Raw genomic sequence first — 26673 nt, 5'->3', positions numbered from 1 at the left:
TCAGAGGGTTGTTTCCGGCGGGGTCGGTGGAGTTTGTTCGCCGCGATCAAAAGCTTCCCAGCCCTCGCCTGCGAAGACATCGCGTCCAAGCTGGGCGAGCACGGCAGCAAAATCGACAAAGACGGGATTGTCGGCGATACGGCCGTCCTCGACCCGCCAGAAATCCATGTAGGGAATGGTCACGTGCTTGCCGGTCGGAGCGATGCCCATGAATGCGCCGGAATGGGTGGCTTCGATGTGGCCGAAACAAGCGGCCCAGTCGCCATCGGCGAGGAATTTCTCTGTTTTGTAGATGCGATCCGAGAAAGCGGCGCGCAACGGCAGCTGCCAATTGCGCCGGAATTCGGCGAGACCCTGCTTCAAGCCGCAGCCGACATTCCCGCGCCAAACAAAGTTCTCGTGGAAATGGCGCTCCATATCGTTGGCGTTCGCGCCCAGCGCCGCCTCCATGCGCTGTATGGCGGCGAGGGTCTCCAAAGAGCGGGCGCAGTGGCCTGCAATCTTGCTCATCAGGGGGCCCGCTGAGGTTCGAAAACATCCACACCGAACTGCAGCATGGCGTTGGGGATGTCGACGAAAACCCAGTTCTCCATCAGCAAGTCGCCCTCGCGCCGCCACCAATCGCAGACCCGGAAGAAGGTCATCTTTCCCGTGGGTTGCTGGCCAAGAAAGGGCTTGACCGAGGTTCCCGAAAGCGACGGCCACCCGCCCGAACAGGTGTAGAGGCCATCACCGAAGCGGGTGAAGTGCTTCGTCCTTCCCGATCCTGCCGACCCCCCCGCCCAGCCCTCGAAACACTGTTCGAAGGGACGCTGGAACCCTGAGAATCGGTCGACGCCGAGATAGCTACCGAATGCAGCCGGGCCATACCAAACCATGTTGGGGTGCCAGTAAGGGCGCCAGGCCTCATCCGGCGTGTTGAGTTTTGAGAGCATCTCCGTCACCTGCGTGAAAGAGCGGGCTCCTTGCGCCGGGTCATTGGCGTGCAGTTGCAGCCCGTCCTGCGTCGCCGGCCCATGCAGGATGCCGGTGTGCCCCGGCGGCATCGGCAAAGGCCACTGCCCGGCGGCGATCATCAGTTCCGGAAGGTCGAGGAAGATGTAGCTCTCGACAGCCTGGCCATTCTCCATCCTGTGAAATTCGCCAAAGCGAAGATGCGCCATCTTGCCGGTGGGGCGAATGCCAAGAAACGGCCTCCGGAAATGCCCGACGAGATAGCCGGTCGCGCTGACCCAGTCCGCCTGCTCGAAGCGGCCGCCCATCAGGATATCGACGCGCCGGTAAAGACCATCAAAGGCCGCAAGAAGCGGTTCGTGAACCGAGGCCCAATGCGCGTCCGGTCCGGTCGAGGCATTGAAGGGATGAACGGCATTGATGACGGCGTCCGGCGCGAAGAAGTCCCTTGTCGAGGCCTTCCAGCGATCCTCTCCGGGTGTGCCAAATGCGGCGAGATGCGCGGCGAACCGCCGCTTCAGGGCCTGGGCTGGATCACTGCTCACGGAGAGGCTCCACGCGCTGGCCCGATGCGGCATCAAACAGGTGGCAGATACGTGCCGGCACATGGGCGGCCAAAGTGTCGCCGATACCCGCCTTGAAATCCTTCGCGGACTTGATCGCAGCGAAGGCGCCAGGACCAAGTTGAAGCGTCGCCATCGAGGAATCGCCAAGAAGCTCCATGGAATAGACTGGCGCGGTGATTTCGCCCTTGGCAGCGACCGTGGCATCCTCGGCGCGGAAGCCGAGCGTCACTGGCCCATCCGGTGCATCAAAGCCAGCAATCTGCACGCAGGAAGCCGCAAAAACACCGCCGCGCAATTCACCCTCGATCAGGTTCATCGCCGGGTTGCCGATGAAGGACGCGACAAAGGTGTTGGCGGGCCTGTCGTAGATTTCGAGCGGTGTGCCGACCTGCTGCACCTCGCCCTTGTTCATCACCACCACGCGATCCGCCAGCGTCATCGCCTCGATCTGGTCATGGGTGACATAGATCGTGGTGGTTTTCAGCTCGTGGTGCAGGTTTTTGATCTGCGCGCGGGTGGAAACGCGCAGTTTGGCATCCAGATTCGACAATGGCTCATCCATCAGGAAGACCTTTGGCTTGCGCACGATGGCGCGAGCCAGGGCCACACGCTGGCGCTGGCCGCCCGAGAGCGCTGCCGGCTTGCGGTCCAGAAGCTCGGTGAGTTCCACGGTCTTCGCCGCGCGCATCACCCGTTCATGATGATCGGCATCAGGAATCTTCCGCACTTTCAGCGGGAAGCGGATGTTCTCATAGACCGTCATGGTTGGGTAAAGCCCGTACGACTGGAAAACCATCGCAATGTCGCGGTCCTTGGGGTCAAGGTCATTGACGACGCGGTTGCCCACACGAATCTCGCCGGCGCTTACATCCTCCAGCCCCGCGATCATGCGCATGGTTGTGGTCTTGCCGCAGCCGGACGGCCCGAGCAGCACGAGGAACTCGCCATCGGCGATGTGGAGGTTCATCGTCTTCACGCCGGTGACTGCTCCCCAGCGTTTCGACAGGTTGACGAGTTGGATATCGGCCATGGCTTACCCCTTCACCGCGCCAGCCGTCAGGCCCGACACAATTTGGCGTTGGAAGAACATCACCAGCAGGAAAAGCGGCACGGTGACAGAGACAACCGAAGACACCGCGAACATCACGTTGCCTTCGGTCTGCGTGGTGCCGAGGAAGCTCGCGATCTTCGGGATCATCGTCTGGTTCTGCTTCGAGAGCAGCATCGAGGTGACCACGAAATCGTTATAGGCGAGCAGGAAGGAGAAAAGCCCTGTGGTGATCACACCAGGCCACATCACCGGGATGATCACATGCCGGAAGGCCTGGAACGGCGTGCAGCCATCCACGCGCGCGCTTTCGTCAAGATCCTTCGGGATGTTCTTGAAGAAGGCGGTGAGCATCCACAGGGTGAAGGGCTGGTTGATCGCCACCAGCACGATGATCGCGGTCGGCAGATGCCCCCACAGGTTCCACTGGTAGAAGGGCAGCAGATAGCCCGAGACCAGCGTGACCGGCGGCATGGCCCGGAAGACGAGCGCGATAATCAGCAGCCAGAAGGCGTAACGATACCTGGAGCGGCTGAGCGCATAACCTCCGAGCGTTCCGAAGGTCAGCGAAACAACCACGACGCAGACAACGACTATCGATGTATTGAGAGCCGCCCGCCAGAACTCCTCTTTAATCCAGGCGCCGTGATATCCCGCGCCGGTGAAAGCCGAGCCATGATCGAGCTGTGTCAGCGGCCCCCACAGGGCGTTCCACCAACTCGCCTTCGAGAAGAAATCGCCTTCCACCTTGAAGCTGCCCCACAGGGTCCAGGCGAAGGGGAAGATCGCGATCACCAGCCACAGCACCATGAAGAGGCTGAGAACCAGGTTGAGGCTGAGCGGGCGTCTCTGGGTGCGAACGGACATCTCTGCCTCCTCAGGCCTTGCCGAACTGGCGCCATGTGCGCACGAGGATTGGCGACAACAGCACCAGCACACCGGCGATGGTCAGCACCGAGGTTGCCGCTGCAGAAGACAGGAGCCGCGTCTCGCCACCAAGATCGGAATAGATGAAGTAGGAGAGCGATTGCGCATGCGCGCCGGCGTTGAAGCTGACAATCGGCTCGAAAACCCGAAAATTATCCATGATCTTGATGAGGAACATGAAGGTCGTGAGCGGCAAGAGATGCGGCAGGACGATGTAGCGGATGCGCTGCCTGCGCGAGGCCCCGTCGAGCATCGCGCTTTCCATGGTGTCCTGCGGCAGGGTCTGCAAACCGGCGTAATAGACGACAAAAGCGAATGGTGCAGAGGACCATGTGCCGTAGACGATCAGCATGATCCAGGTCAGTGGCGTAGAGGCCTTGAGCGACAGGTTCGGATCGTTCAAAAGCCATTGCACCGCCGCACCGATGATGCCGCGCGAATCCACCATCCAGAACAGGATCAACGCGCCCACAAGCGGTGTCACGATCATCGGCAAAAGCGAGAAAAAGATCACCGGACCGCGCATGAGCCGCGGAATGGCATTGACTGCCAGAGCCACGACAAACCCAAGCATGATCGAGAGCGGGGTCACGAAAACCATGTAGGTCAGCGTGAAGGCAAGAGCCTTGTAAAAGGGCAGGTCCATCAACCGCTTCAGAAAATCGCCCATTCCGCCAGCCCGTGCCCAGGCCTCGGACAATTCCCCGAAAGCCAGATGGGACCGATCCGTATAGATCGCTGCGCCGACGAAGCGACCGAGCGGCTTTTCCTCCCGGAGTTTGCGCGTGGCAGCCTGATCGATCGTGGTGGATTTCGTGCAGCCGAAGGGCGTGCAGTTCTGGGATTCCACGACGACCTGATCATGCGGCACATGGGTCGACTGGATCAGCACCGAGATGATCGGCAGGGCGATGAACAGCAGCATAGCTGTCGCCGTCGGCACGAAGAAGCGCAGGAATGTCGCGTGTTTCATGACACATCGTTCGCGCAAGCGGCAGCGCGGCAAACTGGAGGATACGCCTCATAGTGCAGCGGATCGGGACTGGGCATGACGGCGGCGAAGATCCCGCCGCCGTCAGGATCGTGCGAAGCGACTTACTTCAGGAAGCCCTTTTCCTTCGCCGCCGTGGCATAGGCCTTCTCGATGTCCGCGAGCGTCGTCGCGGCATCCTTGCGGCCCTGCAGGAACGGGGCAAGGCCGTCGCCGAGCGCGGTGTGAAGCAGGCCCATATAGGGCAGCATCGGGTAGGGTTTCGCGCCCATTGCCATTGTCTGCATCACGCCCTGGTTCACCGGGGCGGGCTTGTAGCCGGCGATCATCCAGACGGCCTCGCCCATGGTCTGGTCCGTCAGAATGGACGGCGCGATGCCGTTCTTCATGGCGACAAAAGTGGCGCGGGCATCCTCATCAGGGATGTTTCGTGCAACCGTCCAGCCATCCCACCAGAGCGTGGTCGCAGGGATATTGCCGCCGCCGACCGTCATCGGCGCGCCAACGGCGGTGTTCTCCGAGACCTTCGGATCGTTGCCTTCCTTCGCCATCAGTACGCCGGTGCGCGAGCCCCACATGTTCATCAGCGCAACGTTGCCCGACTTCCACTCGGCGCTGGTCTCGTTGTTGTCGTGCGTCAGGAAATCCGGATGCATCAGCTCGGACAAGGCCTTCATGGTATTGAGCGCTGCGATGCCACGCGGATTGTTGATGGCTGCCTCCGCCGAGCCGGCCTTGAAGAACTCGCCGCCATGGCCGGTGTACATGTTGACGAATTCCTGCGCGAGGGACCAACCCGCCTTGTAGGCTCCGCCAATCGGGTTCTTCACGATGCCACGCTCGCGCAGCAGCTTGCCGATCCGGATCATGTCCTCGTAGGTCTTGGGCGGCTCGGCGCCGACCTGTGCCAGGAGATCCTTGCGATAGACGAGGTGCTGGGAGTTCGCCATGAAGGCCACGGCCATCACCTTGCCGTCAATGGTGATGAACTGGTTCTTCGGAATGTCCTGCCCGTGAGCAGCCACGAGCGCATCGAGCGGGCGGATCACGTTCTCATTGATGAGAGCGACGATCGACGAGGTCGCCACGATGGCCGAGGTGTATTCCGCCGGATTGCCCTGCATGCCGGGCAGATTGATGCGCTGGTGGTTCGCTGTGAGGTTCGACTTTACGGTGAGAGAACCGGTCTGGCACTTGGCGGCATTGGCCGCCACGGTCTTGATCGCCGGGAACTCGTTGCCAACGATATTCACCCGGCCGCTGGTCGCGCCGCAATTCACCTGCGCTTGCGCCGCTCCTGCGGCGAGCAAAGCCGCCAGCAAAAGAGCCGTCTTCATGGTCCTCATCATGCGCCTGATCCTCCTGAGTGGCGCTGCCGTCGTTCATATGTCCATGGGCTAAAATCAGCCGGCAGCTTTTCCAACTGCATAGGAACATGTCTTGCATTCGTATGCAACATGCTTCTTGAATACGCTTGCAAGTTGAGGAACAGTCCATCTGGACGGCGCGTTGCGCGGCTGCGCTCGTTGCACTTTCCTTTCTCTCCCGCCTTGCAGGATGTGTCGCATGGTTTCCGATTTTGATCCCCTTGCCTCGCCGGAGGCCGCTGCCCGCCGCAGTGTTCATAAACGCCTGACAGTTTTGGCCGAGGCGCACGAAAGCAGGCTTGAAGACGCGCTGGGGGCGCTTGCTCGGAAGCATGCGCTCTGGCGCGTTGCTCACCCGATCAACCAGTGTGCTGACACTTCGGTGGCGCTTGAGCGGGCATTCCGGCCACTCAAGCGCGCCTTCCCGGACCTTGAGCGTCGCGACGTGATATTTGTCGGCGGCAGTTACCAGAACCGGCGCTACGTCGCGGCCATCGGCCACTATTGCGGCACGATGCGCGGCGATTGGCTCGGCATCCCGGCCACCAACCGGCCGATCTATCTGCGCTATGGCGAAGTCTATGAGATCGATGCCGAAGGCACGGTGATTCATGCCAATCTGCTCTGGGATGTGCTTGATTTGATGCGGCAAGCTGGCATCTGGCCGATTGCGCCGCCGCTTGGCAGTGCTGAAATGTGGCCTGCACCGCTTACTGCGGATGGCGTGCGCTTTGATGTGTCGGATGCGGAGCAGTCGGTTGCGAGCATCGCACAGACGCTCGCGATGCATCGCACGCTGGCCGAATTCGACGACCGTGCGAAGCTAAACCGCGAGAACCTCATCGCTATGCCGCAAAAGGAGCATTGGCACCCGAAAATGATGTGGTATGGCCCAGCCGGAATCGGCTCCACGCGTGGGCTCGATGGCTTTGTGGACGGGCATCAATTGCCGTTCCGCATCGCCTTCCACCGCCCGCAGGGCACGCTCGCCGAGGTGCAGGCCGAGAGGGCGCGGCACGGCGCGGGGCATTACATCCGCATCGGCGATGGGCCGTACTCGGTCACCGGTGGCTGGCCTTCGGTCTATGCGGTGCATGCCGGCGGCGGGTTCTGCGGTTTGCCGCCTTCCGGCAAACCGGTCTTCATGCGCGTGATGGATTTCTACCTGCATCATGAGGGACTTATCCGTGAGAACTGGGTTCCGCTCGACATGCTCGACCTGATGATGCAGATGGGCTTTGATGCGCTCGGACGCGTGAAAGAGGTTTTGCGGCGTTAAGGAGCTTGTTGCATGAAGATGGCCCGAACCGCAGCTCCCCCCTCCGCCATCGGCTTCAGGCGACCCGGACTGTCCGTCGGCAGATGATTCGAGACAGTTCAGGCGGTTTTCGAAGGGAGGCTCTTGCTCATCCGGGTTAGGGTTCAAGCGGCTTGCAGGTGATGCTGCAAGCGTCCGTGTTTGAGCTGCCGGTCTACTTCTGCGATCCGCACAGCCCCTGGCAGAGGCCGTCCAACGAGAACCTCAATGGCCTCGTCCGGCAGTATCTGCCCAAGGGCATCGACCTGTCGATCTACAGCCAGCGTGATCTCGACAGGATCGCCCACAGCCTCAACACCAGACCGCGCGCCGTCCTCGGCTTCCAAACACCCGAGGAAGTCTTTATGATTGAGCTATCGAAACTCGGTGATGCACTTCAGATTTGAGACCGCCTTGTGTTTTTGTGGTATTGTCAACTTGCCGAACTGGGCATCGCCGCGTAGCGCCAGGGGAAAGCGCCCCGTCTTCACGCGACCGCCGGTCGGCAAGTTGACAGTACCAAATCCGGCCAGAACCGGGAATAGCGCGACTTTCAGGCCGTTTTCCTTGGCCTGCCACCCTTCTGGCCGTTTCTCCGCGCGGCTTCTCCCTTAGCGCTGCTTTCCGACCGTCCGCCCCGTGCTCCGATCATTTGGGCTGCGGTGGTCTCGGACATGAACCGAGCCGTGCCAAAGATACCATTCATCAACGCCGGCACATAAACGTCAGCGTCGAGTGCCTGCCAGTGCAGACCCAAACCATTCGGGCTGACCTCAATCTCGGACAGTTCGTCATTCGACGCTCCCTGCAGACCCTCGATCATTTCGGCCGGAACAGTGATCTCCAGGCCGCTATCGAGCCCGATGATGATGCGTCGGCGGCGGCCGTCATAGCGTGCGCGGATTGCATAGCCTGCGCGACGCGTCTCGTTCGCGCGTGCTTCGGCATCAGCAACGTCTTTCTCAGAAATCGCCATGGATCTTTCTCCATTGATCACAGATCTGCATAAGCGCGCCAGCGAGCCGCTGACTGATCTCGGTCAGTTCGGTTGCCTTGAACCGGTAGTTCTCGCGCAGCGAAGGCGGCCCTTCCGGGCAGTGCAACTGAAACACCGCCTGGCAACCCCGCCCGATGATGTGGACATGGGACGGACGGTGATCGTTGGGATAGATCACGACGCGCAAACCATCGATGGTCAAGACCTTCGGCATTGGTGGAGACGTCTACCATAAACCCAAACGCTTGGGAATAGAACCAATGCGCGGCGCTGGCAGGAGAGGAAGCGCCAATTTCTGATACTCTGCCGTCGGATGCAGCTTGCCCATATGGGAGAACGCAATAACGACTGCACATTCAGCATCAGGTGCTGTCAACTTGCCGACCGGCGGTCGCGTGAAGACGGGGCGCCTTCCCCTGGCGCTACGCGGCGACGCCCAGTTCGGCGATCTCGCGCCAGACGACCATCGCCTCGGAACGAAGCGCTCGATAGTCGGATGACGACATGGCGTGGCGGGGAAAGTTGTGGAGGTTGGCGACCCCATCGTGGATGGAGACGAGGCGCTGCAGGTGCCTGGCGGATCTGAACCGCTTCATGATCCTCTCTCGCCTCCGCGTCGGCAGATGCGAATTCTCTGCCCGGTTGTTGAGGCCCTTGTGCTGGCGATGTTCGAAGGTCATGCCCATCCCGGTCCGGGCAGCGCCATAGGAACCGAGCTTGTCGGTGACCATCACCCGCGGTGCGCGGGATTGCTTTCGTATCAACTTGCGCAAGAGCTTCTCCACTGCGAGCTTCTCCGCTGCGCACCGACCCTCGCGGCCCTGAACCAGGGCGTCGAGAACCAGGCCGCCACAAGCCATCAGCATCGACGGCGCGAACATGGCACTGCATCTTGCCGTTGATCGAGATCACGACCTCGTCGAGATGCCACTTGTCGCAGAACTGCGGGGCGCGCCGACGGATCTTGTTGGCGTATATCCGTCCGAATGTCTCCGCCCGGCACCGCACGGTTTCGTGCCTGATTCATGGCTGACGACGATCCCGCTTGCCCCCAGCAGGTCCTCGACCATCCGCAGGCTGAGTGGACAACGGACAAAGAGCCAGACAGCCTGCTCGATGACGTCCGCCGGGAACCGATCGCCACGATCAATGGATTCCGCACTCGTCACCATCGCGCTCGAAGAGCCGATGTTCGCCGACACGTCGTCAACATGACAGTACCCTGTCAGGTTGATCATCTCACAGCGTTGATATATAATCCGATCGATCGGATGATTTTATGCGTTAGGAGCACGGTCATGCTCATTACAGCCACCGAACTTCTGAAGCCACCCGAAGCGGCCGCGGTTGCGGGAGTCTCGCTGCGCGACGTCAACCGGGTCGTGGACGAGAGGCTCCTGCCGGCTGACCTGCTCGCGGCCGAGGACGGCCGCCGTCTGCGGGCCGCCACCTGCCCGATGATCGCCTTCTATTTCGCCAGCGCCCGGCGCCTGGCGGCCGAGGAGCGGCTGGCCGTGCTGAACGCCATGGCTCCACGGCTGGGCAGTTTGGGATCCAGGACGCTGAGCGAGGCCGCTGACGAGGACTGGACTTGGCGCGAGGCCTATCTTGCGGTTGACCTCGGGCCGTTCGTCCGAGCGGCTGGACAAGCTGGCCGAGGCTCGCGCCCTCGTCGAAAACAATCACGACATCTTGGGCGGTGCGCCAGTCGTCCGCGGCACCCGTGTGCCGGTCCATGACGTAGCGGCCTTGGTGGCGGCGGGTCTTCCGATGGAGCGCATCCTTTCGGCCTATCCGAGCCTCGACGGGCGCCAAGTCGACCTCGCCGCCTTTTACGCCGCCGCTAACCCGCCGCGCGGGCGGCCTCGGTCGGTCGAGTTGCCTGCCGGCGCTCGGATCGTTACGGATCGCCGCGTGGTGCGCCGCAGGGCGGCGGCGTGAAGCTCCTCATCGACGAGTGCCTCAGCCCGGACCTCACCAAGCTGGCGCAGCGGCGCGGCCACGGCGAATCCTCGCATGTGGTCTGGCTGGGTCTTGCCGGCCGCAAGGACTGGGAGCTGAAGCCGATTATCCTCGCCGGCGACTGGACCTTCGTCACCAAGAACGCGGTCGATTTCCGCGGGCCGGCAGATCGGCCGGGCGCGAAGGGGCAATACGCCGGCGTCGCACTGCATGCCGGGCTGATCTGCCTTGGCGCCGCGGACGCCATGGACCTCGATCTGCAGCTTGAGCTGTTCGAGGTCGCGCTTGACGAGCTGGCAGGCGATCCCGACCTCGTCAATCAGGTGCTCGAGGTCACAGCCGACGCTGCCGATGAGATCCACATCCTGCGCTACGCCCTACCTCCGGACTGAAGGCGATCACACTTCGGGCAGCACTTCACAGTCAGCCTTGCGCGCCTCACACGATCCCCCACGCCCGATACCGCTTCCGCCCTGTGAGCTCGCGCGGCAGGCTGGGCCCGAGTTCCTTCAGCATCACCTCGACAGCTTGTTGCGTGACCTTGAGCTTCTCGGTCGCCATCTGCACGGTGACCAGCGGCGAGGCCATGAACAGGTCGACCAGCTCCTTCAGCCTCGAATTTGTTGATTACCGCTGAGAACTGACCCGGCGGGCTCGTAAATTCCCACTGATACCAAAGGCCCTTTGACCTGACTCACCGAGGGTTCCCAAACTGACTGCGGCGTGATTCAAAGTGCGTGGAGGACCCACGCCATGCCGAAGGTTGTCGAGATCAAGCCGAGCCATACTCCCGCCGAGCTGCGCCGCCTGGCGGCATCGGGCAAGGATGCGAACCAAAGTCGACGATTGCTGTCCATCGCTGCGGCGCTGGACGGGATGAGCCGGGCGGAGGCCGCCAAGATCGGCGGCATGGACCGCCAGACGCTACGGGACTGGGCGCATCGGTTTAATGAGCAAGGCCCTGCCGGGTTGAAGGACAACCGTCGCCGGGGGAACCCAAGACGTCTGTCGCAGGCGCAACTGGTGGAGCTGTCCGAGATCGTCGAGACCGGCCCCAACCGCGCTGTAGACGGCGTGGTGCGCTGGCGGCGGATCGACCTGCAACGTGTCATCGCGGACAAGTTCAAGATCGCGTATCACCAGCGCAGCATCGGCAAGCTGCTGAAGCACCTGGGCTTCTCGCACATCAGCGCCCGGCCACGGCATCCCGGGCAAGATGGCGAGGTCATCGCGGCTTTTAAAAAAACTGGCCCAACACGCTCGCGGCGCACATCAAGGGCGTGACGCGCAAGACGAAGATCGAGATCTGGTTTCAGGATGAGGCCCGCATCGGCCAGAAGAACGGGCTCGTCCGGCAATGGGCGAGGCGCGGCACAAGACCTACCCAGCCTGCCGACCAACGCTATGAGAACGCCTATCTCTTCGGTGCCATCTGCCCCGAAAGAGGCGTGGGCGCGGCCCTCGCTTTGCCCCATGCTGACACCGACATGATGCAACTGCATATCGACGAGATATCCCTGCACGTCGCCAAAGGCGCTCATGCCGTGCTGCTGCTGGATCGAGCCGGATGGCACATCACCGGCGACCTGAACTGGCCGAAGAACATCACGCCGATCCTGCTGCCCTCGCGCGCGCCGGAACTGAACCCCGTGGAGAATATCTGGCAGTATCTGCGTGCCAACTACCTCTCGAACCGCGTCTTCGAGACATACGCCGACATCATCAATGCAGCCTGCGAGGCCTGGAACAGGCTCACCGAAAGGCCCGACGTCATCACATCAATCGGGATGCGCCACTGGGCGCAAACAGGTCAGTTGTAAGGGCCGTTAGTATGAGATTTGACCCATGTTCTGACCATCTCCCTGGCTTTGGGTCGGGGGAACATGGAGTGATCGACATGGCATTATTAAGCGTCATCCGGCGCTGGCATTTCCGGGAAGGGATGCCGATCCGGGAGATTGAGCGACGCACGGGATTGTCGCGGAACACGATCCGTAAATATCTTCGCGCGGGCACGGTTGAGCCTCAGTTCAAGGTCCCCGATCGCCCGAGCAAAATCGACCCTTTTGCCGGGAAGATAACGGTGTGGCTCCGGGCCGAGGCGAGCAAGGATCGCGTGCCGTCCGCCGCGCAATCGCAGTCACGGACAGGCCTTGCCGGTGTAAATCCAGGATCATCATCACATCTCCAAGCTGAACCACCCGCGCCGCTCCCCGTCCTTTCCCCAGGACGGTATCGTCGGCGGCATCGGGCGAAAGCCGGCCTGTTGAGGGCGCGCCCTCAACAGGCCGGCAGGGGCACCAACTCAGGGAAAATTCAAGGCCCACAATGAGGGAGTATTCATCGGCCAGTGACACCATGTTCGTCTCTTCTTGCTTGCTGTTTCCGGAACCATCTCCGGGACGCTGCTGACGAAGCGACGGCGAGGCGGGGTGGTCAGCCAGTTTGGCCAGCGCAAGCTGACCCCGGACGGAGCGGCCAAGGGGGAGGGGGATCTACGGAGCCTCGCCAGACAGCGCCAAGGGCCGCTACAGCCCTGCCGAGTGCGTTGGTGCACGCAAGGGAGCGGGTTGAAGGCTCGCCCGATCCTGCCCAGGTGTCAGCACGTCCTATGTGGAGCGCCAGAACCTGACGATGCGCATGGGGATGCGTCGCTTCACGCGCCTGACGAACGGCTTCTCAAAGAAGCTGGAAAGCCACTGCGACGCGCTGGCGCTCTACTTCTTTCACTACAACTGGTGCCGCATTCACAAGACGACGCGGGTTACGCCTGCCATGGCTGCGAACCTGACAACGCGCCTATGGGCATGGGATGATGTGCTTGCGGTGATCGACGCGATGAACGCGCCCAAGGTTCGCGGGCCGTATAAGAAAAAATCAAACTAGGGGGGGGATTCCAAACCTATCTTGGTGTGCTAATGTAAAAAAACGGAAGCGGTTTCCCGCCTCCGTTCTACGCTTACTTTGCTCCCCTACGGGGCTGCACACCGCATGGCGCGTGTCAGGCGCTCTGCGATCTGGAAGGGGTTATATTGGCGGCTTCACGGTTGTCCTCCTTCTTCTGAATTAACGGCGGGGGCACTCCCCGCCGTTTCCATTTGAGAGCCGCTCAAAAGGAGCCATCGTCCTCTTTCATCGCGGCGATACTTTTCCCCCTCGAAACGGCGCAACTCGTTGCCAATCGACTTGGCGGCAACTTCCGCATCGTATTTGGGGGCGATCCCTTCAATTTGCGTGGCGGTCAACCCGTCCGGGTGATCGCTCAGAAGGCGAACCATCATTCGCCCCACAGAACCACGAGGGGCGCGCAAGCCTGCCTCTGCTGCTTTGCGGGGAAGAATATCCCCAAGTTCGGGCCTAGCTTGCGGCGCGTACAAATCAGCCAATGAACCCTGCGAGGGCGCGCTGGCGACATCAAGGATGCGCTGCCGCATTGCGGCCAAACCGTCCGCAAACCCTCTCCCATACTCGGCCTTGGCCGCCGCCCTTAAATCTTCAATGAGTTCGTCGAATCGGCCCATGCCTCACCTCCTGCGCGCCTTATGGCGCATTGCGGGGTTTGGCGCAACTGCAAAGACGCCAAGGGCATATGGAAGGCTCAGACGGACAGTCTGAGCTGAATTTCAAACTGAGACACTACCCAGTCCTGGCTCCGGGTGTCACCCGGTGATCTCGTAACCACGCGCCTGCTTGGCGCGCAGGATGGCCTGAAGCTCGGCCTCGGCGGACCGGTGATCCTCGAACAACCCGATCATCACCCTCTCTCCCCGCTGCCCGATGCGGCCGTAGCGTCTCGTGCACGACCAGTCATCGAACAGCGTGACCTCCAGCGAGAGGGCGTACCAGCGCGCCATGTTGCGGGCGGGCTCAACGCGCCGCAGCACGATGGGGTCGTGCCGTTCCAAGTTCGCATCAACATTGGCGTCGGCAGGGGCATCGGCATTGGCAGGAGGGTGAGTGACATTCGCCGTATTCATCGCATGAATGGTAAGCGTGTAGGCAACCCCACGTATCTTTTGGTGTTCTGATCGCTCATTTTCCCGGTGAATCATGTGGGGAATCCTATGAGCGAGAGTATGAATCAAGATCGAGTTTTTGAGGTTTTGACGGCAGCGCCGGTGCGGACGAGGCGCAGGCTACGTGATTGGTCGGTCGACGAGAAGGCACGACTGATTTCCCAGACGCTGTTGCCTGGTGCGAATGTTTCGGCGATTGCGCGTTCTGCCGGGGTTGACCCTTCGCAGCTTTATGGATGGCGGCGACAGGCCCGGGCATCCGGGGCGGTCAAAGCCATGCCCGTTGCGCACGATGAGGTGAAGTTTGCGCGCGTCGAGGCGGCTGGCAACTGGGCTGTGGAGATTGTCATTCGGGATACGGTTGTCCGCGTTGGCGGCGACATCGATGCGGATCATCTGACCGTGATACTGAGGGCGGTGCGCAAAGCATGATTGGCCTGGGTGTCGTCGTTTACGTGTCGTGCCAGCCCGTCGACTTTCGTAAAGGTGCCGCATCCCTGATGGTGCTTGTCCGGGATGGCGGCCTCGACCCGTTCAACGGCGCGCTTTACGTGTTTCGGTCGAAACGTGCGGACCGTGTTCGGATCGTGTGGTGGGATGGCAGCGGCGTTTGTCTCTATTCGAAGACGCTTGAGGAGCAAGGCTTTTGCTGGCCTGCCCTATCGGCGGCTCGCATTCGCCTGGACCATTCGCAGCTGATGGCTCTTCTGGCCGGGATGGACTGGAAGAAGATCCGTCCGACAAAGGTGCGGCGACCCTTGCTGACGGGATGATGTCGATCTGCGGCAAGATGAATCATGCTGCTGTAATCATTGGGAAAGTGAGCGGTTTTGTGCTCTATTTGCACCCATGGATTTACCCCTGAACACCTTGCCGGACGACGTGGATGCGCTCAAGGCGATGGTGCTCGCCCTGGCGCGTGCGCAGGCGCAAGGGGATGTTCGATTAAGAGCCGCGGAGGCTGAAATCGCCCGGCTGGAGGCGATCGAACAGAGCGCCAACGAGCGGATTGCCAACCTGACGCTGATCATGAAGGTCTTGCAGCGCGCGCAACATGGCAAGCGCTCTGAACGGCTCCGCGCCGGTGGTCCTGGGGTCCTCGACGACGAGCAGATTGCCTTTGCCTTCGAGGAGGTGGAGACCGGCCTTTCGAGCGTCCAGAGCGAACTCGACCGGGGCGCCAGGGACAAGCCGAAACGCGCTCCACGCCCGCGCAAAGGCTTTGCTGCGCATCTTGAGCGCATCGAGGAGGTCATCGAGCCGGAACTCCCCGCTGGATATGAGGGCCTGGAGAAGGTGCTGATCAGCGAAGACCGTTCCGAACGGCTCGATGTCATTCCGCCGAAGTTCAGGGTCATCGTGACGCGCCGTCCCAAATATGCCTTCCGTGGCCATGACGGCGTGATCCAGGCGCTCGCACCGGCACACATCATCGAAGCCGGATTGCCAACGGAACGGCTGCTCGCCTTTATCGCGGTCTCCAAATATGCCGACGGTCTTCCGCTTTACCGTCAGGAGGCGATCTACCTGCGCGACGGGGTCGAGATCAGCCGATCCCTGATGGCCCAATGGATGGGCCATCTTGGGTTTGAACTGCAGATACTGGCCGATTACATCCTCGAAAAGATCAAGGAGGGTGAGCGGATCTTTGCCGACGAAACGAGCTTGCCCACTCTGGCTCCCGGATCGGGGAAAGCAACCAAGGCCTGGTTATGGGCCTACGCGCGCGATGATCGCCCCTATGGCGGCACCAGTCCGCCAATGGTGGCCTATCGCTTCGAAGACGGCAGAGGCGCTGAATGTGTGGCCCGTCATCTGTCCGGGTACAACGGCATCCTGCAGGTCGATGGATACGTGGCCTATAGCAGCCTTGCCAAGAGCCAGGCCAAGAGCCAGGCCAAGAGCCAGGCCAAGAGCCAGGCCAAGAGCCAGGCCAAGAGCCAGGCCAAGAGCCACGCCAAAAGCCAGGCCAAAACCGGCAGCACAGAAACGATGAGGCTTGCCGGATGCTGGGCGCATCTCAGGCGCAGGTTCTACGATCTGCACATCAGCGGCGTCTCGCAGGCTGCCACGGACAGCGTCATGGCCATGACCGAGCTGTGGAGGGTCGAAGATGACGTGCGCGGCCGGAATGCAGACACCCGCGCGAAGCTCCGGCAGGAAAAGTCTGCGCCTGTCGTCGCGCGCCTCTTCGATCTTTGGGAACGGGAGCTCGGCAAGGTCTCCGGCAAGTCCAAGACGGCGGAAGCAATCCGCTATGCGCTCGCCCGCCGTGAAGCACTCGAACGGTTCCTCTCCGACGGTCGCATTGAAATCGACTCCAACATCGTCGAACGGGCCATCAGGCCCCAAACCATTACGCGAAAGAACAGCCTCTTTGCCGGAAGTGAAGGCGGTGGCAGGACCTGGGCTACACTGGGAACGCTTCTGCAAACCGCCAGGATGAACAATGTCGATCCTCTCGACTGGCTGTCGCAAACCCTCGCGCATATCGCCCAAGGATGGCCCGCATCCAAAATCGACGCCCTCATGCCCTGGAACTTCAGGTCAAACGCCCTCAGCTAACCGCTTACCATGAATGTCCTGCGATGCGGCTCACGGGTCCAACGCAATTCTGGAATCGAACGGGCCTGATTGATTCACGTCTGTGATGAACGGACGGCTCGCCCAGATGCGCTCAGTCCGTCTTCCGGCGTTGAGCCAGTTTGTAGACCTCGTTGCGTTCGCGTTTTCCCACAGCGACGACCAGAACCAGCAGTTCGCGATCCTTGACCTGATAGACAAGGCGGTACCCGGCATTGCGCAGCTTGATCTTGTAACGCTCCCTGGCGCCATGAAGCCGTGCTGACGGGATTTTCGGGTTCTGCAAGCGCTCGGCAAGCCTGGCCTTGAACTGCTCGCGCGTTGCGTTGTCGAGCTTGCGCCATTCCTTCAGAGCGTCGTCCAGAAAGGCGAGCTCATAGGTCATCCAGCTCAACCTTGTGGATCGCCTGGCCTTCGCGCGCATCGGCGATGGCGTTGAGCTCCATGTCCTCAAGACGCTCCAGCATGGCCTCATAGGCCTTCGCAGGCACGCAATAGAAGGCCGGTTCGTTGCGGTTGAGGATGGCGACAGGGAAGCCCTCACCGGCCGCAACCGTGCCCATGGGGTTCTTCTTGAGCTCGGATACGCTCGCCGTCGTCAAAGCATGGATCTGGTTTGCCATGTGAAGCCCTCCTTATTAGGGTTCACAATAGCACTCTTAACCGGTCTTTTCAATGGTCGTGGCCGACAGGATAGAGCTTCGCACCGCGATCCCGCCTTGCGCCGGTATAGCGGGCATCGCTCCTCGATTTGGACATGAGCGCATCAGTGCAGTCGGGGCTCGCCAAGATGCCAGTCGGTCTCAAGGCGGAGGTAGCGCCGCCAGAGCTCGGTCTTGATGACGGAAGAGTCACCGCGGGTGGTGTACGACAGATCCATGGTGATAAGGCCAGCCCAGCAAAGTGGGCGCAGGACACCGATGAACAAGGCCAGTGCTGTCTCGTCATGGCCGGCACTGTCCGGTTGGCCATAAAGCGTGCGCCGCAAGCTGTTGAGGCTCGCGCCGCGCTCCGCCTCGACATTGATCACATTGAGGAACACATCCCAGCTGCCAAGCAGCCCTGAGTGCGATCGCATGCTCGCACCGTGGTCCAGCCGAAACAGGTAGTGCGGCAGAAGTTCCGCAAACAAGCGGCCGGGACGGGCAACCAGGTCCTTGCCAGCCCTGGTCAACATGAACCTGCCTTTGGCATGTCGGCCCAGCCGCAAGGCGCGCAGCAGCGCATGCAGATCGCCAAGCGGCGGAAAATCCATCTCGTCGAGCACCTTGTTGACGGCAAACAGATCATCCTCCGTAAACCCCGGCCACTCAAATTCAGCAGCCGCCCAATGCACGAACTTGCGATTGAACGCGCCCGATGCCGTCAGGCCAATGCCGCCATGCTCAGCGATGTAGTCAGCCATCTTCAGCAGGCCACGGATCAGCGGCGAGGTTGTGAGCAGCGGCTCGTCATCGGGAATGGACGTGATGGACAACATGGGCAACTCTTCTGGGGAGCTTCATTCTGAACTCCACCGCTCCTACCACAAGTGCTGCCCCTGACCTCGGCTCAGTCCACGAGCCGTGGCCGCGTCCGGTCGATCCGTGGCGTCACGCCCTGCAGCCTCGTCTCCACGCAGAAGCCTGCACCCGTGTTGCTTGTTCGCGTCACGAATTCCGGCTCGAACAGGCAGCGATGGCACGTCAGCCGCGCCAGAAGTGGCGCGACCTCTGGAACGACATCCTGCAACTCTCCATCGTCAGTTTCGCCGATGATCAGGAAGCGTCCGGCAATGGCGTTGGTGCCGTCATCGCTGACGGTGAAGGCGGTTGCTGCATCCCAGCCGTTCTCGTCGGCCCAGATCAAGTGTTGCTCATCGAACGCAGCGCGCTCGACCAGGTCGCAACCGAGGAGCACGTAGAGCTCATCCAGTCGAAGCGCATCATCCATGACGGTCAGGGAGACCCTACGCGCCTCGGCACGGTTCGGATCGATCAGCAGCGCGGTGATGGCAATGGATTGGGAGGTCGATGTGGTCATTATCCGTCTCCCCCTCACGCTGCCACAGCGTTGACGAGCGTCGATTGAGGCAGCGGGCTGGCGACCAGATCCTCTCCGTCATCATCGGCCTCACTGACAGGCTCGCCATTCACCGCTCCTGGCTGCTGCGCATGCATCCAGTCTGCCGCCTGCTGAGCTTTTGCGGCAGCGGTGAAGATGGCCCGCGTATCGTTCTTCAGCACCTTGAGCCAGGAGGCGAGGTAGGCGGCGCTTTCGGGCCTCGCACCATAGCTGAGCCCCAGATCCGCCATCACGAAACTCGCCGTCAGTTCGGCGATCTGCTCATCCACGGCGTAGCGTTCAGAGCCGAAGCGCCCACCCAGATCACGGTCCAGCCGATGCTTGGCGCCTGTGGCGTGGCCGCACTCGTGACCGAGCGTAGCGTAATAGCAGCCGGCATCCCGAAACCGTGCGAAGGGCGGCATGCGCACCTCGTCCAGGCTGGGCAGGTAACACGCCTGATCGCCCTCGGTTTTGATCGTGATGCCGAGGTGGGCGAAGAACTGCTCGGCGGCGGCGACGCGGGCGCATTCCGGCAGAACGGGCTGCGCTGGCAGTTCGAGGCCATCGACCTGGGCCGCGTTGAAGACATGATAGCCACGGGCCATGAAACGCGCCCGACGGTTGTCGCCAGCGTCGCCATCATCGCTCTCACCGCGCCGGAATTCTTTCCAGAACACCACCGTGGTGGCACGCTCGTCCCTGCGGACCTGCGCGCCCACTTCCGCAAACTGCCGATAGGTGCCCCACAGGCCCGAGCCGAACCCCGCCTTCATGCTGGCGATCCAGAGCGCCAGGATGTTGATGCCGCGATACTTGTTCTTCGAGGCGATGTTCATCGGGCGCGCGACGTTGCTGCCGTCGTGATGCCAGGGCAGTTTCCAGTCGGCGCGAGCTCCCGCCTGCATGGCTTCGATGGTGTCGACGATCTCCTTTGTGATGCGGCTGTAGATGTCGGCGCGGTCAGACGCGCCCTGCTGGCGATGGTTCCGGTCCATGACGGGGTTCTCCGCGACGGGCCGGGCAAGCTGCTCTCGCCCTTTCAACCCGTCGCGGGATCACCCGCTTGCCTCTGGCTCTCTGACTGGCCATGGACCGGTTGCAGGAATGCTCCACGCGACCCGGTAGAACAGCTCGTTCGTGATCGGCCATGGCAGCTCTTTATGACCGGCAAGGCCATGCCGTGCTATCCAGGCGATCTGTCCAGGCGATCTTGTCATTTCGGCAATTTGCCGCTATATCTCCAGCAGGTTGCCGATCCGTGTGGAGGCATGCGCGCGATGTCGATGGTGTTGATGGAGATGGCCCGCAAGCTAGGCGGTGCAGCGGTGCTGGGCGGCGCGGTGCGCTCCCAGACCGATCTGGCGCTCGCCGTACAGCGGCGATTGCCGCTCGAAACTCTCAAGGGCTTGTCGCAAGCGGGGCTAAGCGACAAGGAGATCGAGCGTTTTGTGATCCCGCAGCGCACGCGCAGGCACCGGCAGGAAAAGAACCAGCCGCTGACGATCGACGAGTCGGACCGGGCCGTGCGTCTTGTTCGCATCCAGACCATCACGGAAGAAACCTTCGGCGATCTCGCCAAGGCCAGCACCTGGTTGCGCAAACCGCTTGCAGCCCTCGCAGGCGAAACACCGCTCGACATCGCGCAGACCGAAAGCGGCGCGCGTGTGATCGAGACAATGCTCGCCAAGATCGCCTGGGGCGCGGCGGCTTGACGGCTTGCTGATGAAGGCCCGGCCGCAATGATCCTCTGGCGTCTCTCCGGCGCCCAGCACGCGCGCGCCTTTGATGGCGGGTATGGCCTTCTGTTCGACGGGCGCTGGAACACAGCCGGACATGCTGTGACCTACGCAGCGACCGCACCGTCGCTTTGCGTGCTCGAAAAACTCGTCCATATCGAGGATCCAGCCTTGATGCCCGAACTCGTCATGGTGCGCTACGAGGCGCCCGATGATCTGGCCAGACAGGTGATTTCACTCAGCGATCTGCCACCGGATTGGACGAAGGCCGAGACCTTGACGCAAGACTTGGGTGATCGCTGGCATGGCGATGGGGAAACCCCGATGTTGCAGGTGCCTTCCGTTATTGTGCCGATCGTTGGATCGCCTGATGTCAACATTGTCATCAATCATCGGCATCCGGCGGCAGCGCGCATCAAGATCATCACAGCCGAGCCGTTCAGGCTCGATGTTCGCCTGTTCTGAATCAGGGCACCCCAGACGTCGCGTCACGGCGAGTTGAGCGGCTTGCACCGCCCTGTTGAAGCTTCAGCCAAATTGGTCGTGCGGCCTCACCCGCCGCACCTCCAGACCGGGATGCCGAGCGCGCGCGCCTTGTCGGCGAGATTGTCCTGGATGCCTAAGCCGGGAAGCACGATCACCCCGATGGGCAGCACCTCCAGCATGGCGTCGTTGCGCTTGAAGGGGGCGGCCTTGGCGTGGCGGGTCCAGTCCGGCTTGAAGGCGATCTGCGGCACCTTGCGGGTGTCGGCCCATTTGGCGGCAATCAGTTCAGCCCCGCGATCCGAGCCACCATGCAGCAGCACCATGTCGGGATGCCGGGCCTGGACCTGATCGAGCTTGGCCCAGATCAGGGTGTGATCATTGAAGGCCGCGCCGCCGGTCAGCGCCACCTTGGGGCCAGCCGGCACGAGGATGTCGGTCTTGGCCCGGCGGCGAGCCGCCTTGCTATGGTCGACAGGAAACGCTTCTCGGCCTTGACGTCGGTGGCGATGGGCCGGAACAGCGGCGGCTGTTTCTGGTTGGTGCGGTTGGTGCGGCCAAGACCTTGAATGGCCGTGTCTGCCTTCCAGCCCGGCTCCAGCAGATAATGCACCCGCAGGCGCTGGTTCTTCGCTCCCAGATCGGCGTGCTAGGAGCGCCCGGTGCCGCCAGCATCCGAGAACACCAGGATGCGCTTGACGTCATCCATGAAGGCGCGGGCATCCGTGAGGTTGGCGCTGCCAGCCCGGCTTTCGACCACAAGGCGATCATTGCCGCCGCTAAACGGGTCAGAAGGCCCGTGCTCCCCACTGACTTCGCGGCCCCCGGCACGCTTGCGCACGATACGCCGTGACCGGCCGGTCACCTCGGCGACGTGTTCGGTGCCGAAGTGCTGGATGATCTGGTCGAGGGCACCGGGCACGGGTGCCATCGACGCCAGATGCTCGATCAGGCTGTCGCGTCGCCTGACCGCTTCCCGGCAGAGCACGGGCTGGCCATCCCTGGTCACGGGTCGTGAGCGCAGATTGCCCTCAGTATCGGTGAAGGGCTCATAGAGCTGCACCGGGAAGGAGTGGCTGAGGTAATCGAGGACGTAATATGCCGCGTCCGCGTTATGCAGAGCGCGGCGCTTCATGTCATTGATATGATGTTTCATTTCGGGATCTCCACTTGGCATAATCATGATGCCTCTGCTCTCAATCGCAGAAGGACACCCCGACATGACCTCCCCCTCCAACTCTCACCCCGGCGGCACAACCGCCGGAAGCGGAGGCATGCTTACAGCAGAGCCGTTTGGCCGTTATGGTCGGAGGGAAGGGACAACTAGGCGGAAATCACAGGTGGTAGATCGAAGCGGCACAGCAACAGAATTGGCGAGGGTTCGGGCACGGCTGGCCGAGCTGGATGCGGAACAACGTCAACTTTTGCAGGAGCTTTCGGTGCTGGAGGCCAAGCAAACCGCAGAAATAGCCGCACAAGCCAAACGTTCATCCTTTGAAAATGCCCCCGTCACCAACATGTCGAGTTCGAGCGAAAAGGTAGAGCTGTTCCGCAACCTGTTTGCTGGCCGCCCAGACGTGTTTCCGGTGCGTTGGGAGAACCGCAAGACAGGACGCGCCGGCTATTCGCCTGCCTGCTTCAATGAATGGGTGAAAGGCATCTGCGGAAAACCGACCGTCAAATGCGGGGACTGCAAGCATCAGCGGTTCATACCCCCCGACGCCAGCGTCATCGAACGGCACCTACGGGGCGGCGAGGGCCCTTCGGCTGACTTCGTGGCCGGCGTCTACCCGTTGTTGCGGGACGACACCTGCTGGTTCCTGGCAGCAGATTTTGACAGGGATTCATGGGCGGAGGACGCCAGTGCCCTGCTCGAAACCTGCCGGGCAAAAGAAGTGCCTGCTGCGCTGGAACGATCCCGATCGGGCAACGGCGGCCATGTCTGGATCTTCTTCGCCGAACCGGTATCGGCCCGGGCTGCCCGCCAGCTTGGATCGGCGCTGATCACGGAGACCATGGAGAGGCGACCGGAGATCGGCTTTGCATCCTATGACCGCCTCTTCCCAAACCAGGACACGATGCCCCTCGGCGGTTTTGGAAACCTGATCGCCCTGCCGCTGCAGCACAGCGCGCGGAGGGTCGGCAATTGCGTCTTTCTCGATCAGTATCTTCAGCCATACGACGACCAGTGGGCGTATCTGTCGACGCTGCCGAGACTGTCCGCGGCGGCGGTATCCAGCATTGTTGCAGCCGCAGAGGCGTCCAGTCAGGTGCTGGCAGTTCGAATGCCAGTTGAAGACGAAAATGCTGACGAGCCGTGGAAAATGTTGCCATCGCGACGCCCGAAGGCAAAGCCTGCGGACGTGGTGATTCCGCCAAACATCAAGGTGACAGTCGCAGATCAGGTCTACATTGACCGAACCGGGCTGCCCTCTGCTATGATTGCCCAATTGGTACGGGTCGCAGCTTTCCAGAACCCCGAGTTCTATCGGGCGCAGGCGATGCGGCTGCCCACCTTCGGAAAGCCTCGCGTGGTCGCTTGTGCCGAGCTGCACCCACGCCACATTGCCTTACCGCGAGGCTGCTTTGATGAGGTGGTTGAAATCCTGACCGAACACGGCGCCAAGGCAGAACTGGACGACCAGCGCAGCGATGGAACCCCGCTGCCGAACACGGTTCGGTTCCTTGGTGAGCTTCGGCCGCCGCAACAGCGCGCCTATGAGGCGCTCACCGCGCATGATACTGGCGTGCTCGCCGCGACCACGGCCTTCGGCAAAACTGTTGTTGCGTCGGCCCTGATTGGTTATCGCGCCCGAAACACGCTGGTTCTGGTGCATCGTCGGGAACTTCTCGACCAATGGGTCGAGCGGCTGAAGACCTTCCTCCAGATCGACCCCAAACAGATTGGCACAATAGGCGGTGGAAAGCGCAAACCGACGGGCGTGATTGACGTGGCTTTGATCCAGAGCCTAGTCAGAAACGGCGAGGTCGACGACATCGTGGCTGACTACGGCCAGTTGATCGTCGACGAATGCCACCACCTGTCTGCGGCGAGTTTTGAACTTGTCGCGCGCAGAACGAAGGCGCGCTATGTCGTCGGTCTGTCGGCAACCGTCGCCCGAAAAGACGGGCACCATCCCATCATCTTCATGCAATGCGGCCCCATACGGCATCAGGTTCATGCCAGATCGCAGGCTGCTGAGAGCGGCATTCGGCATCGGGCGCGCGAGCGTCACACGCGGTTCAAACTGCCCGAAATGCTTGCGATGGCGGAACGGCCATCGATGCCCGCGATCTATGCCGCCTTGGCTGAGGACGCCGGTCGAAATGATCAGATCTTTGATGATGTGCTGAAATCGCTCGAGGCGAAGCGGTCCCCGATCGTGCTGACCGAGCGCAAAGACCATCTGGATTATCTCCAGCAGCGGTTCTCCAAGTTTGCGAAGAATCTGGTCGTCCTGCGAGGCGGCATGTCGGCGAAAGATCGCAAATCCGCCGCCGCCGCACTGAATGTCCCCAAAGACGAGGAGCGGCTGATCCTTGCGACAGGACGCTACATCGGTGAGGGCTTTGATGACCCGCGGCTGGATACCCTGTTCCTGACCATGCCGATCGCGTGGAAGGGCACGCTGGCGCAATATGTTGGGCGCTTGCATAGGCAACATGACGGCAAGAAGGACGTTCTGGTCGTGGACTACGTGGATAGTGCCGTTCCAGTACTGGCGAGAATGGCCGCAAAACGGCGGTCGGGATACCGTGCACTTGGCTATGTGATGGAATAGCAGTGCCCCACCCTGTGCGGGACGCTGCTGGTATGTGGGCCGGCAAGAGCTCAGGACAGTGCGATGGTCATCGCCGGGTCTTCGTGCCCGTCGCGGCCGCAAGGATTGCCATCAGCTTGTCAGACGGCGGCCGGAACTTGCCCGGCTTGATCAGTGGGGCATGATGCGCTTCGAGAAGGGCGAGCTTCTCGGTCGGGTCCGCGCGCAAGTACATCTCGGTCGTCTGGAGGCTGGCATGACCCAGCCAAAGGGCGACCTTGCGGACATCACCTGTAGCCTGCAGCGTGTGCATGGCGCAGCTGTGCCGCAGCACATGCGGGGTCACGTGCTTGTCGGCAATCGAAGGGGTCGTGCGTTCCGCCGCGGAAACATGTTGGCGGAGCCGGTAGGCAAAACCATCCCGTGTCATCGGGCCGCCATCGTGGTTCAGGAACAGTTCCGGCCCGAGATCATTGGGACGGACGGCGAGCCAAGCCCGAATGGCTGCTTGTGTCTCCTTCCAGAGCGGCAGCACCCGTTCCCGCCGCCCCTTCCCGAGCACCCGGATATTGGCGAACGATCCCTTCGGGAAATCGTCCATCCGAACCGCGAGAAGTTCAGACGCCCGCAGTCCTGCGGCATAGGCCAGGTGAAGCATCGCCCGATCACGCAGCCCAGCCGGCGCTCTGCCGTCTGGGGCCGCAAGCAAGGCGCGCACCTCGTCCTTCGTCAGGTAGTCGATCAGCTTTACATCCGTGCGTTTGACGGGCAGCGCTCTCACCATCATCGCCTGTTCGAGGCAGGCTGGACGCCGTGGCTCAAGGAAGCGGAAAAATGCCTTGATGGCTGCCAGCCGGGCATTGCGGGATCGCACGGTATTGGCCCGACCTTCTTCGATGTACTCGAGAAAGGCCCTGATCAGTCTGACGTCGAGATCCTCGATCGCAAGGTCAGAAGGCTGTCGTTTAAGGCGTTTGGCCGCAAACCGTAGCAGGAGGGTGAACGCGTGGGCATAGGCGGCGATGGTATGTTGGCTGGCGCCACGTTCGTCGGGCAGATGCTTTTGCAGGAAAGATGACAGGTCAGGCGCGAGCGGGGTCATGCTGCACCCCCGATCCACGTCTCTTCCGCCCTTGCCGCAATCATTTGCAACAAGACAGGCGTGGCTTCGAGATACCAATAGGTATTGGCGATATCGACATGGCCGAGATAGGTGCTCAGGGCCCGCATGTGCCGCAGGACGGACTGCGGATCAGTTCCGCAGGTCTCCAGGGACCGAACCGCGAAGGTATGGCGCAAATCGTGTAGCCGGGGGCCGGGACCAGTCGGATTGCGGTAACCGAGCTTGCGCACAATCCGTACGAAGACCACGTGTGCTCTCGTCGCCGTCGGTGCGTGACCGTGCCCGAGCACGAAAAGGTCATGACCAGCATCACGGACGATGCGCCGCTGATCGAGATAACGCTCCATCACTGCACGGGTCGAGGCGTGAAGAGGGACGAGACGGCTCTTGCCAAATTTGCCCTTGCGGATCATCAGCCCATCTTCCGTCAGGTCGTCGCAACGCAGGGACAATGCTTCCGAGATGCGCAGACCTGTCGAGGCCAGCAATCCGAACAGCGTGTGATAGGTCTGTGGGCTGATCGGGGACAGGCCGGGAACCAGCAGTGCCTCCGTCAGGATGCCATTGATCTGGTCTTGCGACAGGATGTGGGGAGCGGGTCGGCGGCGCCTTGACCGGCCGAACAACCCTGCCACTGGAACCTCGTGCTGCACGTCCTCTGAATGCAGGAACATCGCGAAGGCGCGGGCCTGATCATATCGGTCTTGTGCAGAATTAGGCGTGGCCGCCCTGCCTGCCCACTCGAGGATTAGTGCCGCGGTTACATGCGGATCGGTCCGGTCAGCAGCAAATGCGGCGAACTCGCGCAAGGACCTC

At 61.7% G+C, this 26673-nt stretch carries 28 protein-coding genes and 7 pseudogenes; 13 read left to right on the top strand and 22 right to left on the bottom strand.

The window, feature by feature from the left end; translation table 11 throughout:
• The 6 genes from HEQ16_00255 to HEQ16_00230 all read right to left on the bottom strand — a co-directional run bounded on the left by HEQ16_00255 (position 1) and on the right by HEQ16_00230 (position 5823).
• On the bottom strand, positions 1-510 hold the full coding sequence (locus tag HEQ16_00255) for an ester cyclase (GenBank protein MCO4052507.1): 510 nt from the start codon (positions 508-510) through the stop codon (positions 1-3).
• The gene (locus tag HEQ16_00250; protein ID MCO4052506.1) at positions 510-1532 is read right to left on the bottom strand and encodes an ester cyclase; all 1023 of its coding nucleotides are present in this window, start codon (positions 1530-1532) and stop codon (positions 510-512) included. The genes HEQ16_00255 and HEQ16_00250 overlap by 1 nt, the downstream gene beginning before the upstream one ends.
• Positions 1489-2550, bottom strand: a complete 1062-nt coding sequence (locus tag HEQ16_00245) for an ABC transporter ATP-binding protein (protein ID MCO4052505.1) — start codon at positions 2548-2550, stop codon at positions 1489-1491. Before HEQ16_00245 ends, HEQ16_00250 begins: the two co-directional genes overlap by 44 nt.
• A gap of 3 nt (positions 2551-2553) precedes the next feature.
• Positions 2554-3435 carry a carbohydrate ABC transporter permease gene (locus HEQ16_00240; GenBank protein ID MCO4052504.1) on the bottom strand — a complete coding sequence of 294 codons (882 nt, stop codon included), beginning with the start codon at positions 3433-3435 and terminating at the stop codon, positions 2554-2556.
• 10 nt (positions 3436-3445) lie between these two features.
• Positions 3446-4468 (bottom strand): sugar ABC transporter permease, encoded by a 1023-nt coding sequence (locus tag HEQ16_00235; GenBank protein ID MCO4052503.1) that lies wholly within the window; start codon positions 4466-4468, stop codon positions 3446-3448.
• A 122-nt stretch (positions 4469-4590) separates the two neighbouring features.
• Positions 4591-5823 carry an extracellular solute-binding protein gene (locus HEQ16_00230; protein ID MCO4052502.1) on the bottom strand — a complete coding sequence of 411 codons (1233 nt, stop codon included), beginning with the start codon at positions 5821-5823 and terminating at the stop codon, positions 4591-4593.
• 229 nt (positions 5824-6052) lie between these two features.
• Here HEQ16_00230 and HEQ16_00225 point away from each other — a divergent pair, with 229 nt between their 5' ends.
• Together HEQ16_00225 and HEQ16_00220 are read left to right on the top strand one after the other, a co-directional pair.
• Complete coding sequence (locus tag HEQ16_00225; GenBank protein MCO4052501.1) at positions 6053-7132, top strand: ester cyclase; 1080 nt, start codon at positions 6053-6055, stop codon at positions 7130-7132.
• Positions 7133-7317: 185 nt separating this feature from the next.
• Positions 7318-7557: pseudogene (locus HEQ16_00220) on the top strand (IS30 family transposase).
• A gap of 146 nt (positions 7558-7703) precedes the next feature.
• Here the strand turns inward: HEQ16_00220 and HEQ16_00215 are convergent.
• The 3 genes and pseudogenes from HEQ16_00215 to HEQ16_00205 all read right to left on the bottom strand — a co-directional run bounded on the left by HEQ16_00215 (position 7704) and on the right by HEQ16_00205 (position 9319).
• The gene (locus tag HEQ16_00215) at positions 7704-8126 is read right to left on the bottom strand and encodes a DUF2442 domain-containing protein (GenBank protein ID MCO4052500.1); all 423 of its coding nucleotides are present in this window, start codon (positions 8124-8126) and stop codon (positions 7704-7706) included.
• Positions 8113-8361, bottom strand: coding sequence for a DUF4160 domain-containing protein (locus HEQ16_00210; GenBank protein ID MCO4052499.1), 249 nt, complete (start codon positions 8359-8361; stop codon positions 8113-8115). The genes HEQ16_00215 and HEQ16_00210 overlap by 14 nt, the downstream gene beginning before the upstream one ends.
• A gap of 208 nt (positions 8362-8569) precedes the next feature.
• Positions 8570-9319: pseudogene (locus HEQ16_00205) on the bottom strand (IS6 family transposase).
• Between the two features lie 126 nt (positions 9320-9445).
• On the opposite strand from HEQ16_00205, the pseudogene HEQ16_00200 reads away from it, so the two are divergent.
• Positions 9446-10088: pseudogene (locus HEQ16_00200) on the top strand (DUF433 domain-containing protein).
• Complete coding sequence (locus HEQ16_00195; protein MCO4052498.1) at positions 10085-10501, top strand: DUF5615 family PIN-like protein; 417 nt, start codon at positions 10085-10087, stop codon at positions 10499-10501. The pseudogene HEQ16_00200 and the gene HEQ16_00195 overlap by 4 nt, the downstream one beginning before the upstream one ends.
• 46 nt (positions 10502-10547) lie before the next feature.
• Here HEQ16_00195 and HEQ16_00190 read toward each other — a convergent pair whose 3' ends face one another.
• The gene (locus HEQ16_00190) at positions 10548-10697 is read right to left on the bottom strand and encodes a hypothetical protein (protein ID MCO4052497.1); all 150 of its coding nucleotides are present in this window, start codon (positions 10695-10697) and stop codon (positions 10548-10550) included.
• A gap of 165 nt (positions 10698-10862) precedes the next feature.
• Here HEQ16_00190 and HEQ16_00185 point away from each other — a divergent pair.
• Positions 10863-11929, top strand: a protein-coding gene (locus tag HEQ16_00185; protein MCO4052496.1) for an IS630 family transposase whose coding sequence is annotated in 2 segments (ribosomal slippage) — positions 10863-11349 and positions 11349-11929 — 1068 coding nt in all. Because the reading frame shifts where the segments join, the coding sequence is not laid out codon by codon here.
• A gap of 77 nt (positions 11930-12006) precedes the next feature.
• Positions 12007-12225: pseudogene (locus HEQ16_00180) on the top strand (IS21 family transposase).
• Here the strand turns inward: HEQ16_00180 and HEQ16_00175 are convergent.
• Positions 12206-12310, bottom strand: a pseudogene (locus HEQ16_00175) (helix-turn-helix domain-containing protein). The pseudogenes HEQ16_00180 and HEQ16_00175 overlap by 20 nt on opposite strands.
• 397 nt (positions 12311-12707) lie before the next feature.
• Here HEQ16_00175 and HEQ16_00170 point away from each other — a divergent pair.
• Positions 12708-12890, top strand: a pseudogene (locus tag HEQ16_00170) (IS1 family transposase).
• A gap of 260 nt (positions 12891-13150) precedes the next feature.
• Here HEQ16_00170 and HEQ16_00165 read toward each other — a convergent pair.
• Together HEQ16_00165 and HEQ16_00160 are read right to left on the bottom strand one after the other, a co-directional pair.
• Entirely contained in the window at positions 13151-13630 is a 480-nt protein-coding gene (locus tag HEQ16_00165; protein MCO4052495.1) for a hypothetical protein, read from the bottom strand.
• A gap of 138 nt (positions 13631-13768) precedes the next feature.
• Complete coding sequence (locus tag HEQ16_00160) at positions 13769-14161, bottom strand: WGR domain-containing protein (protein ID MCO4052494.1); 393 nt, start codon at positions 14159-14161, stop codon at positions 13769-13771.
• A 12-nt stretch (positions 14162-14173) separates the two neighbouring features.
• Here HEQ16_00160 and HEQ16_00155 point away from each other — a divergent pair, with 12 nt between their 5' ends.
• From HEQ16_00155 to HEQ16_00145, 3 genes are all read left to right on the top strand, one after another.
• A complete protein-coding gene (locus tag HEQ16_00155) occupies positions 14174-14557 on the top strand; it encodes a transposase (GenBank protein ID MCO4052493.1) in 384 nt (127 codons plus the stop codon).
• Positions 14554-14898 carry an IS66 family insertion sequence element accessory protein TnpB gene (gene tnpB, locus HEQ16_00150; GenBank protein MCO4052492.1) on the top strand — a complete coding sequence of 115 codons (345 nt, stop codon included), beginning with the start codon at positions 14554-14556 and terminating at the stop codon, positions 14896-14898. The genes HEQ16_00155 and tnpB overlap by 4 nt, the downstream gene beginning before the upstream one ends.
• Positions 14899-14974: 76 nt before the next feature.
• Positions 14975-16690 carry an IS66 family transposase gene (locus HEQ16_00145; GenBank protein ID MCO4052491.1) on the top strand — a complete coding sequence of 572 codons (1716 nt, stop codon included), beginning with the start codon at positions 14975-14977 and terminating at the stop codon, positions 16688-16690.
• Between the two features lie 112 nt (positions 16691-16802).
• Here HEQ16_00145 and HEQ16_00140 read toward each other — a convergent pair whose 3' ends face one another.
• From HEQ16_00140 to HEQ16_00120, 5 genes are all read right to left on the bottom strand, one after another.
• A complete protein-coding gene (locus HEQ16_00140) occupies positions 16803-17093 on the bottom strand; it encodes a type II toxin-antitoxin system RelE/ParE family toxin (GenBank protein ID MCO4052490.1) in 291 nt (96 codons plus the stop codon).
• Positions 17083-17331, bottom strand: a complete 249-nt coding sequence (locus tag HEQ16_00135) for a plasmid stabilization protein (GenBank protein MCO4052489.1) — start codon at positions 17329-17331, stop codon at positions 17083-17085. Before HEQ16_00135 ends, HEQ16_00140 begins: the two co-directional genes overlap by 11 nt.
• 143 nt (positions 17332-17474) lie before the next feature.
• The gene (locus HEQ16_00130) at positions 17475-18188 is read right to left on the bottom strand and encodes a hypothetical protein (protein MCO4052488.1); all 714 of its coding nucleotides are present in this window, start codon (positions 18186-18188) and stop codon (positions 17475-17477) included.
• A gap of 71 nt (positions 18189-18259) precedes the next feature.
• On the bottom strand, positions 18260-18730 hold the full coding sequence (locus HEQ16_00125; protein ID MCO4052487.1) for a hypothetical protein: 471 nt from the start codon (positions 18728-18730) through the stop codon (positions 18260-18262).
• Positions 18731-18744: 14 nt separating this feature from the next.
• Entirely contained in the window at positions 18745-19749 is a 1005-nt protein-coding gene (locus tag HEQ16_00120; GenBank protein MCO4052486.1) for a DUF1738 domain-containing protein, read from the bottom strand.
• Positions 19750-20031: 282 nt separating this feature from the next.
• Here HEQ16_00120 and HEQ16_00115 point away from each other — a divergent pair, with 282 nt between their 5' ends.
• Together HEQ16_00115 and HEQ16_00110 are read left to right on the top strand one after the other, a co-directional pair.
• A complete protein-coding gene (locus HEQ16_00115; GenBank protein ID MCO4052485.1) occupies positions 20032-20466 on the top strand; it encodes a DUF2384 domain-containing protein in 435 nt (144 codons plus the stop codon).
• 27 nt (positions 20467-20493) lie between these two features.
• Positions 20494-20955, top strand: a complete 462-nt coding sequence (locus HEQ16_00110) for an RES family NAD+ phosphorylase (GenBank protein MCO4052484.1) — start codon at positions 20494-20496, stop codon at positions 20953-20955.
• 86 nt (positions 20956-21041) lie between these two features.
• Here HEQ16_00110 and HEQ16_00105 read toward each other — a convergent pair whose 3' ends face one another.
• Both HEQ16_00105 and HEQ16_00100 read right to left on the bottom strand, forming a co-directional pair.
• The gene (locus HEQ16_00105; GenBank protein MCO4052483.1) at positions 21042-21407 is read right to left on the bottom strand and encodes a DUF2493 domain-containing protein; all 366 of its coding nucleotides are present in this window, start codon (positions 21405-21407) and stop codon (positions 21042-21044) included.
• A 20-nt stretch (positions 21408-21427) separates the two neighbouring features.
• A pseudogene (locus HEQ16_00100) lies at positions 21428-22069 on the bottom strand (methylase).
• A 178-nt stretch (positions 22070-22247) separates the two neighbouring features.
• Between HEQ16_00100 and HEQ16_00095 the strand changes: the two are divergent.
• Entirely contained in the window at positions 22248-24755 is a 2508-nt protein-coding gene (locus HEQ16_00095; GenBank protein ID MCO4052482.1) for a DEAD/DEAH box helicase family protein, read from the top strand.
• Positions 24756-24822: 67 nt separating this feature from the next.
• Here the strand turns inward: HEQ16_00095 and HEQ16_00090 are convergent, their stop codons facing one another.
• On the bottom strand, positions 24823-25836 hold the full coding sequence (locus HEQ16_00090) for a site-specific integrase (protein MCO4052481.1): 1014 nt from the start codon (positions 25834-25836) through the stop codon (positions 24823-24825).
• Positions 25833-26666 (bottom strand): tyrosine-type recombinase/integrase, encoded by an 834-nt coding sequence (locus tag HEQ16_00085; protein MCO4052480.1) that lies wholly within the window; start codon positions 26664-26666, stop codon positions 25833-25835. The genes HEQ16_00090 and HEQ16_00085 overlap by 4 nt, the downstream gene beginning before the upstream one ends.
• Positions 26667-26673 lie beyond the last annotated feature (7 nt).

Source organism: Bosea sp. (in: a-proteobacteria) (assembly GCA_023910605.1).
GTDB lineage: Bacteria > Pseudomonadota > Alphaproteobacteria > Rhizobiales > Beijerinckiaceae > Allobosea.
Note: the sequence above shows the minus strand (reverse complement) of the source record. Positions and strands in the feature narration are given on the sequence as shown.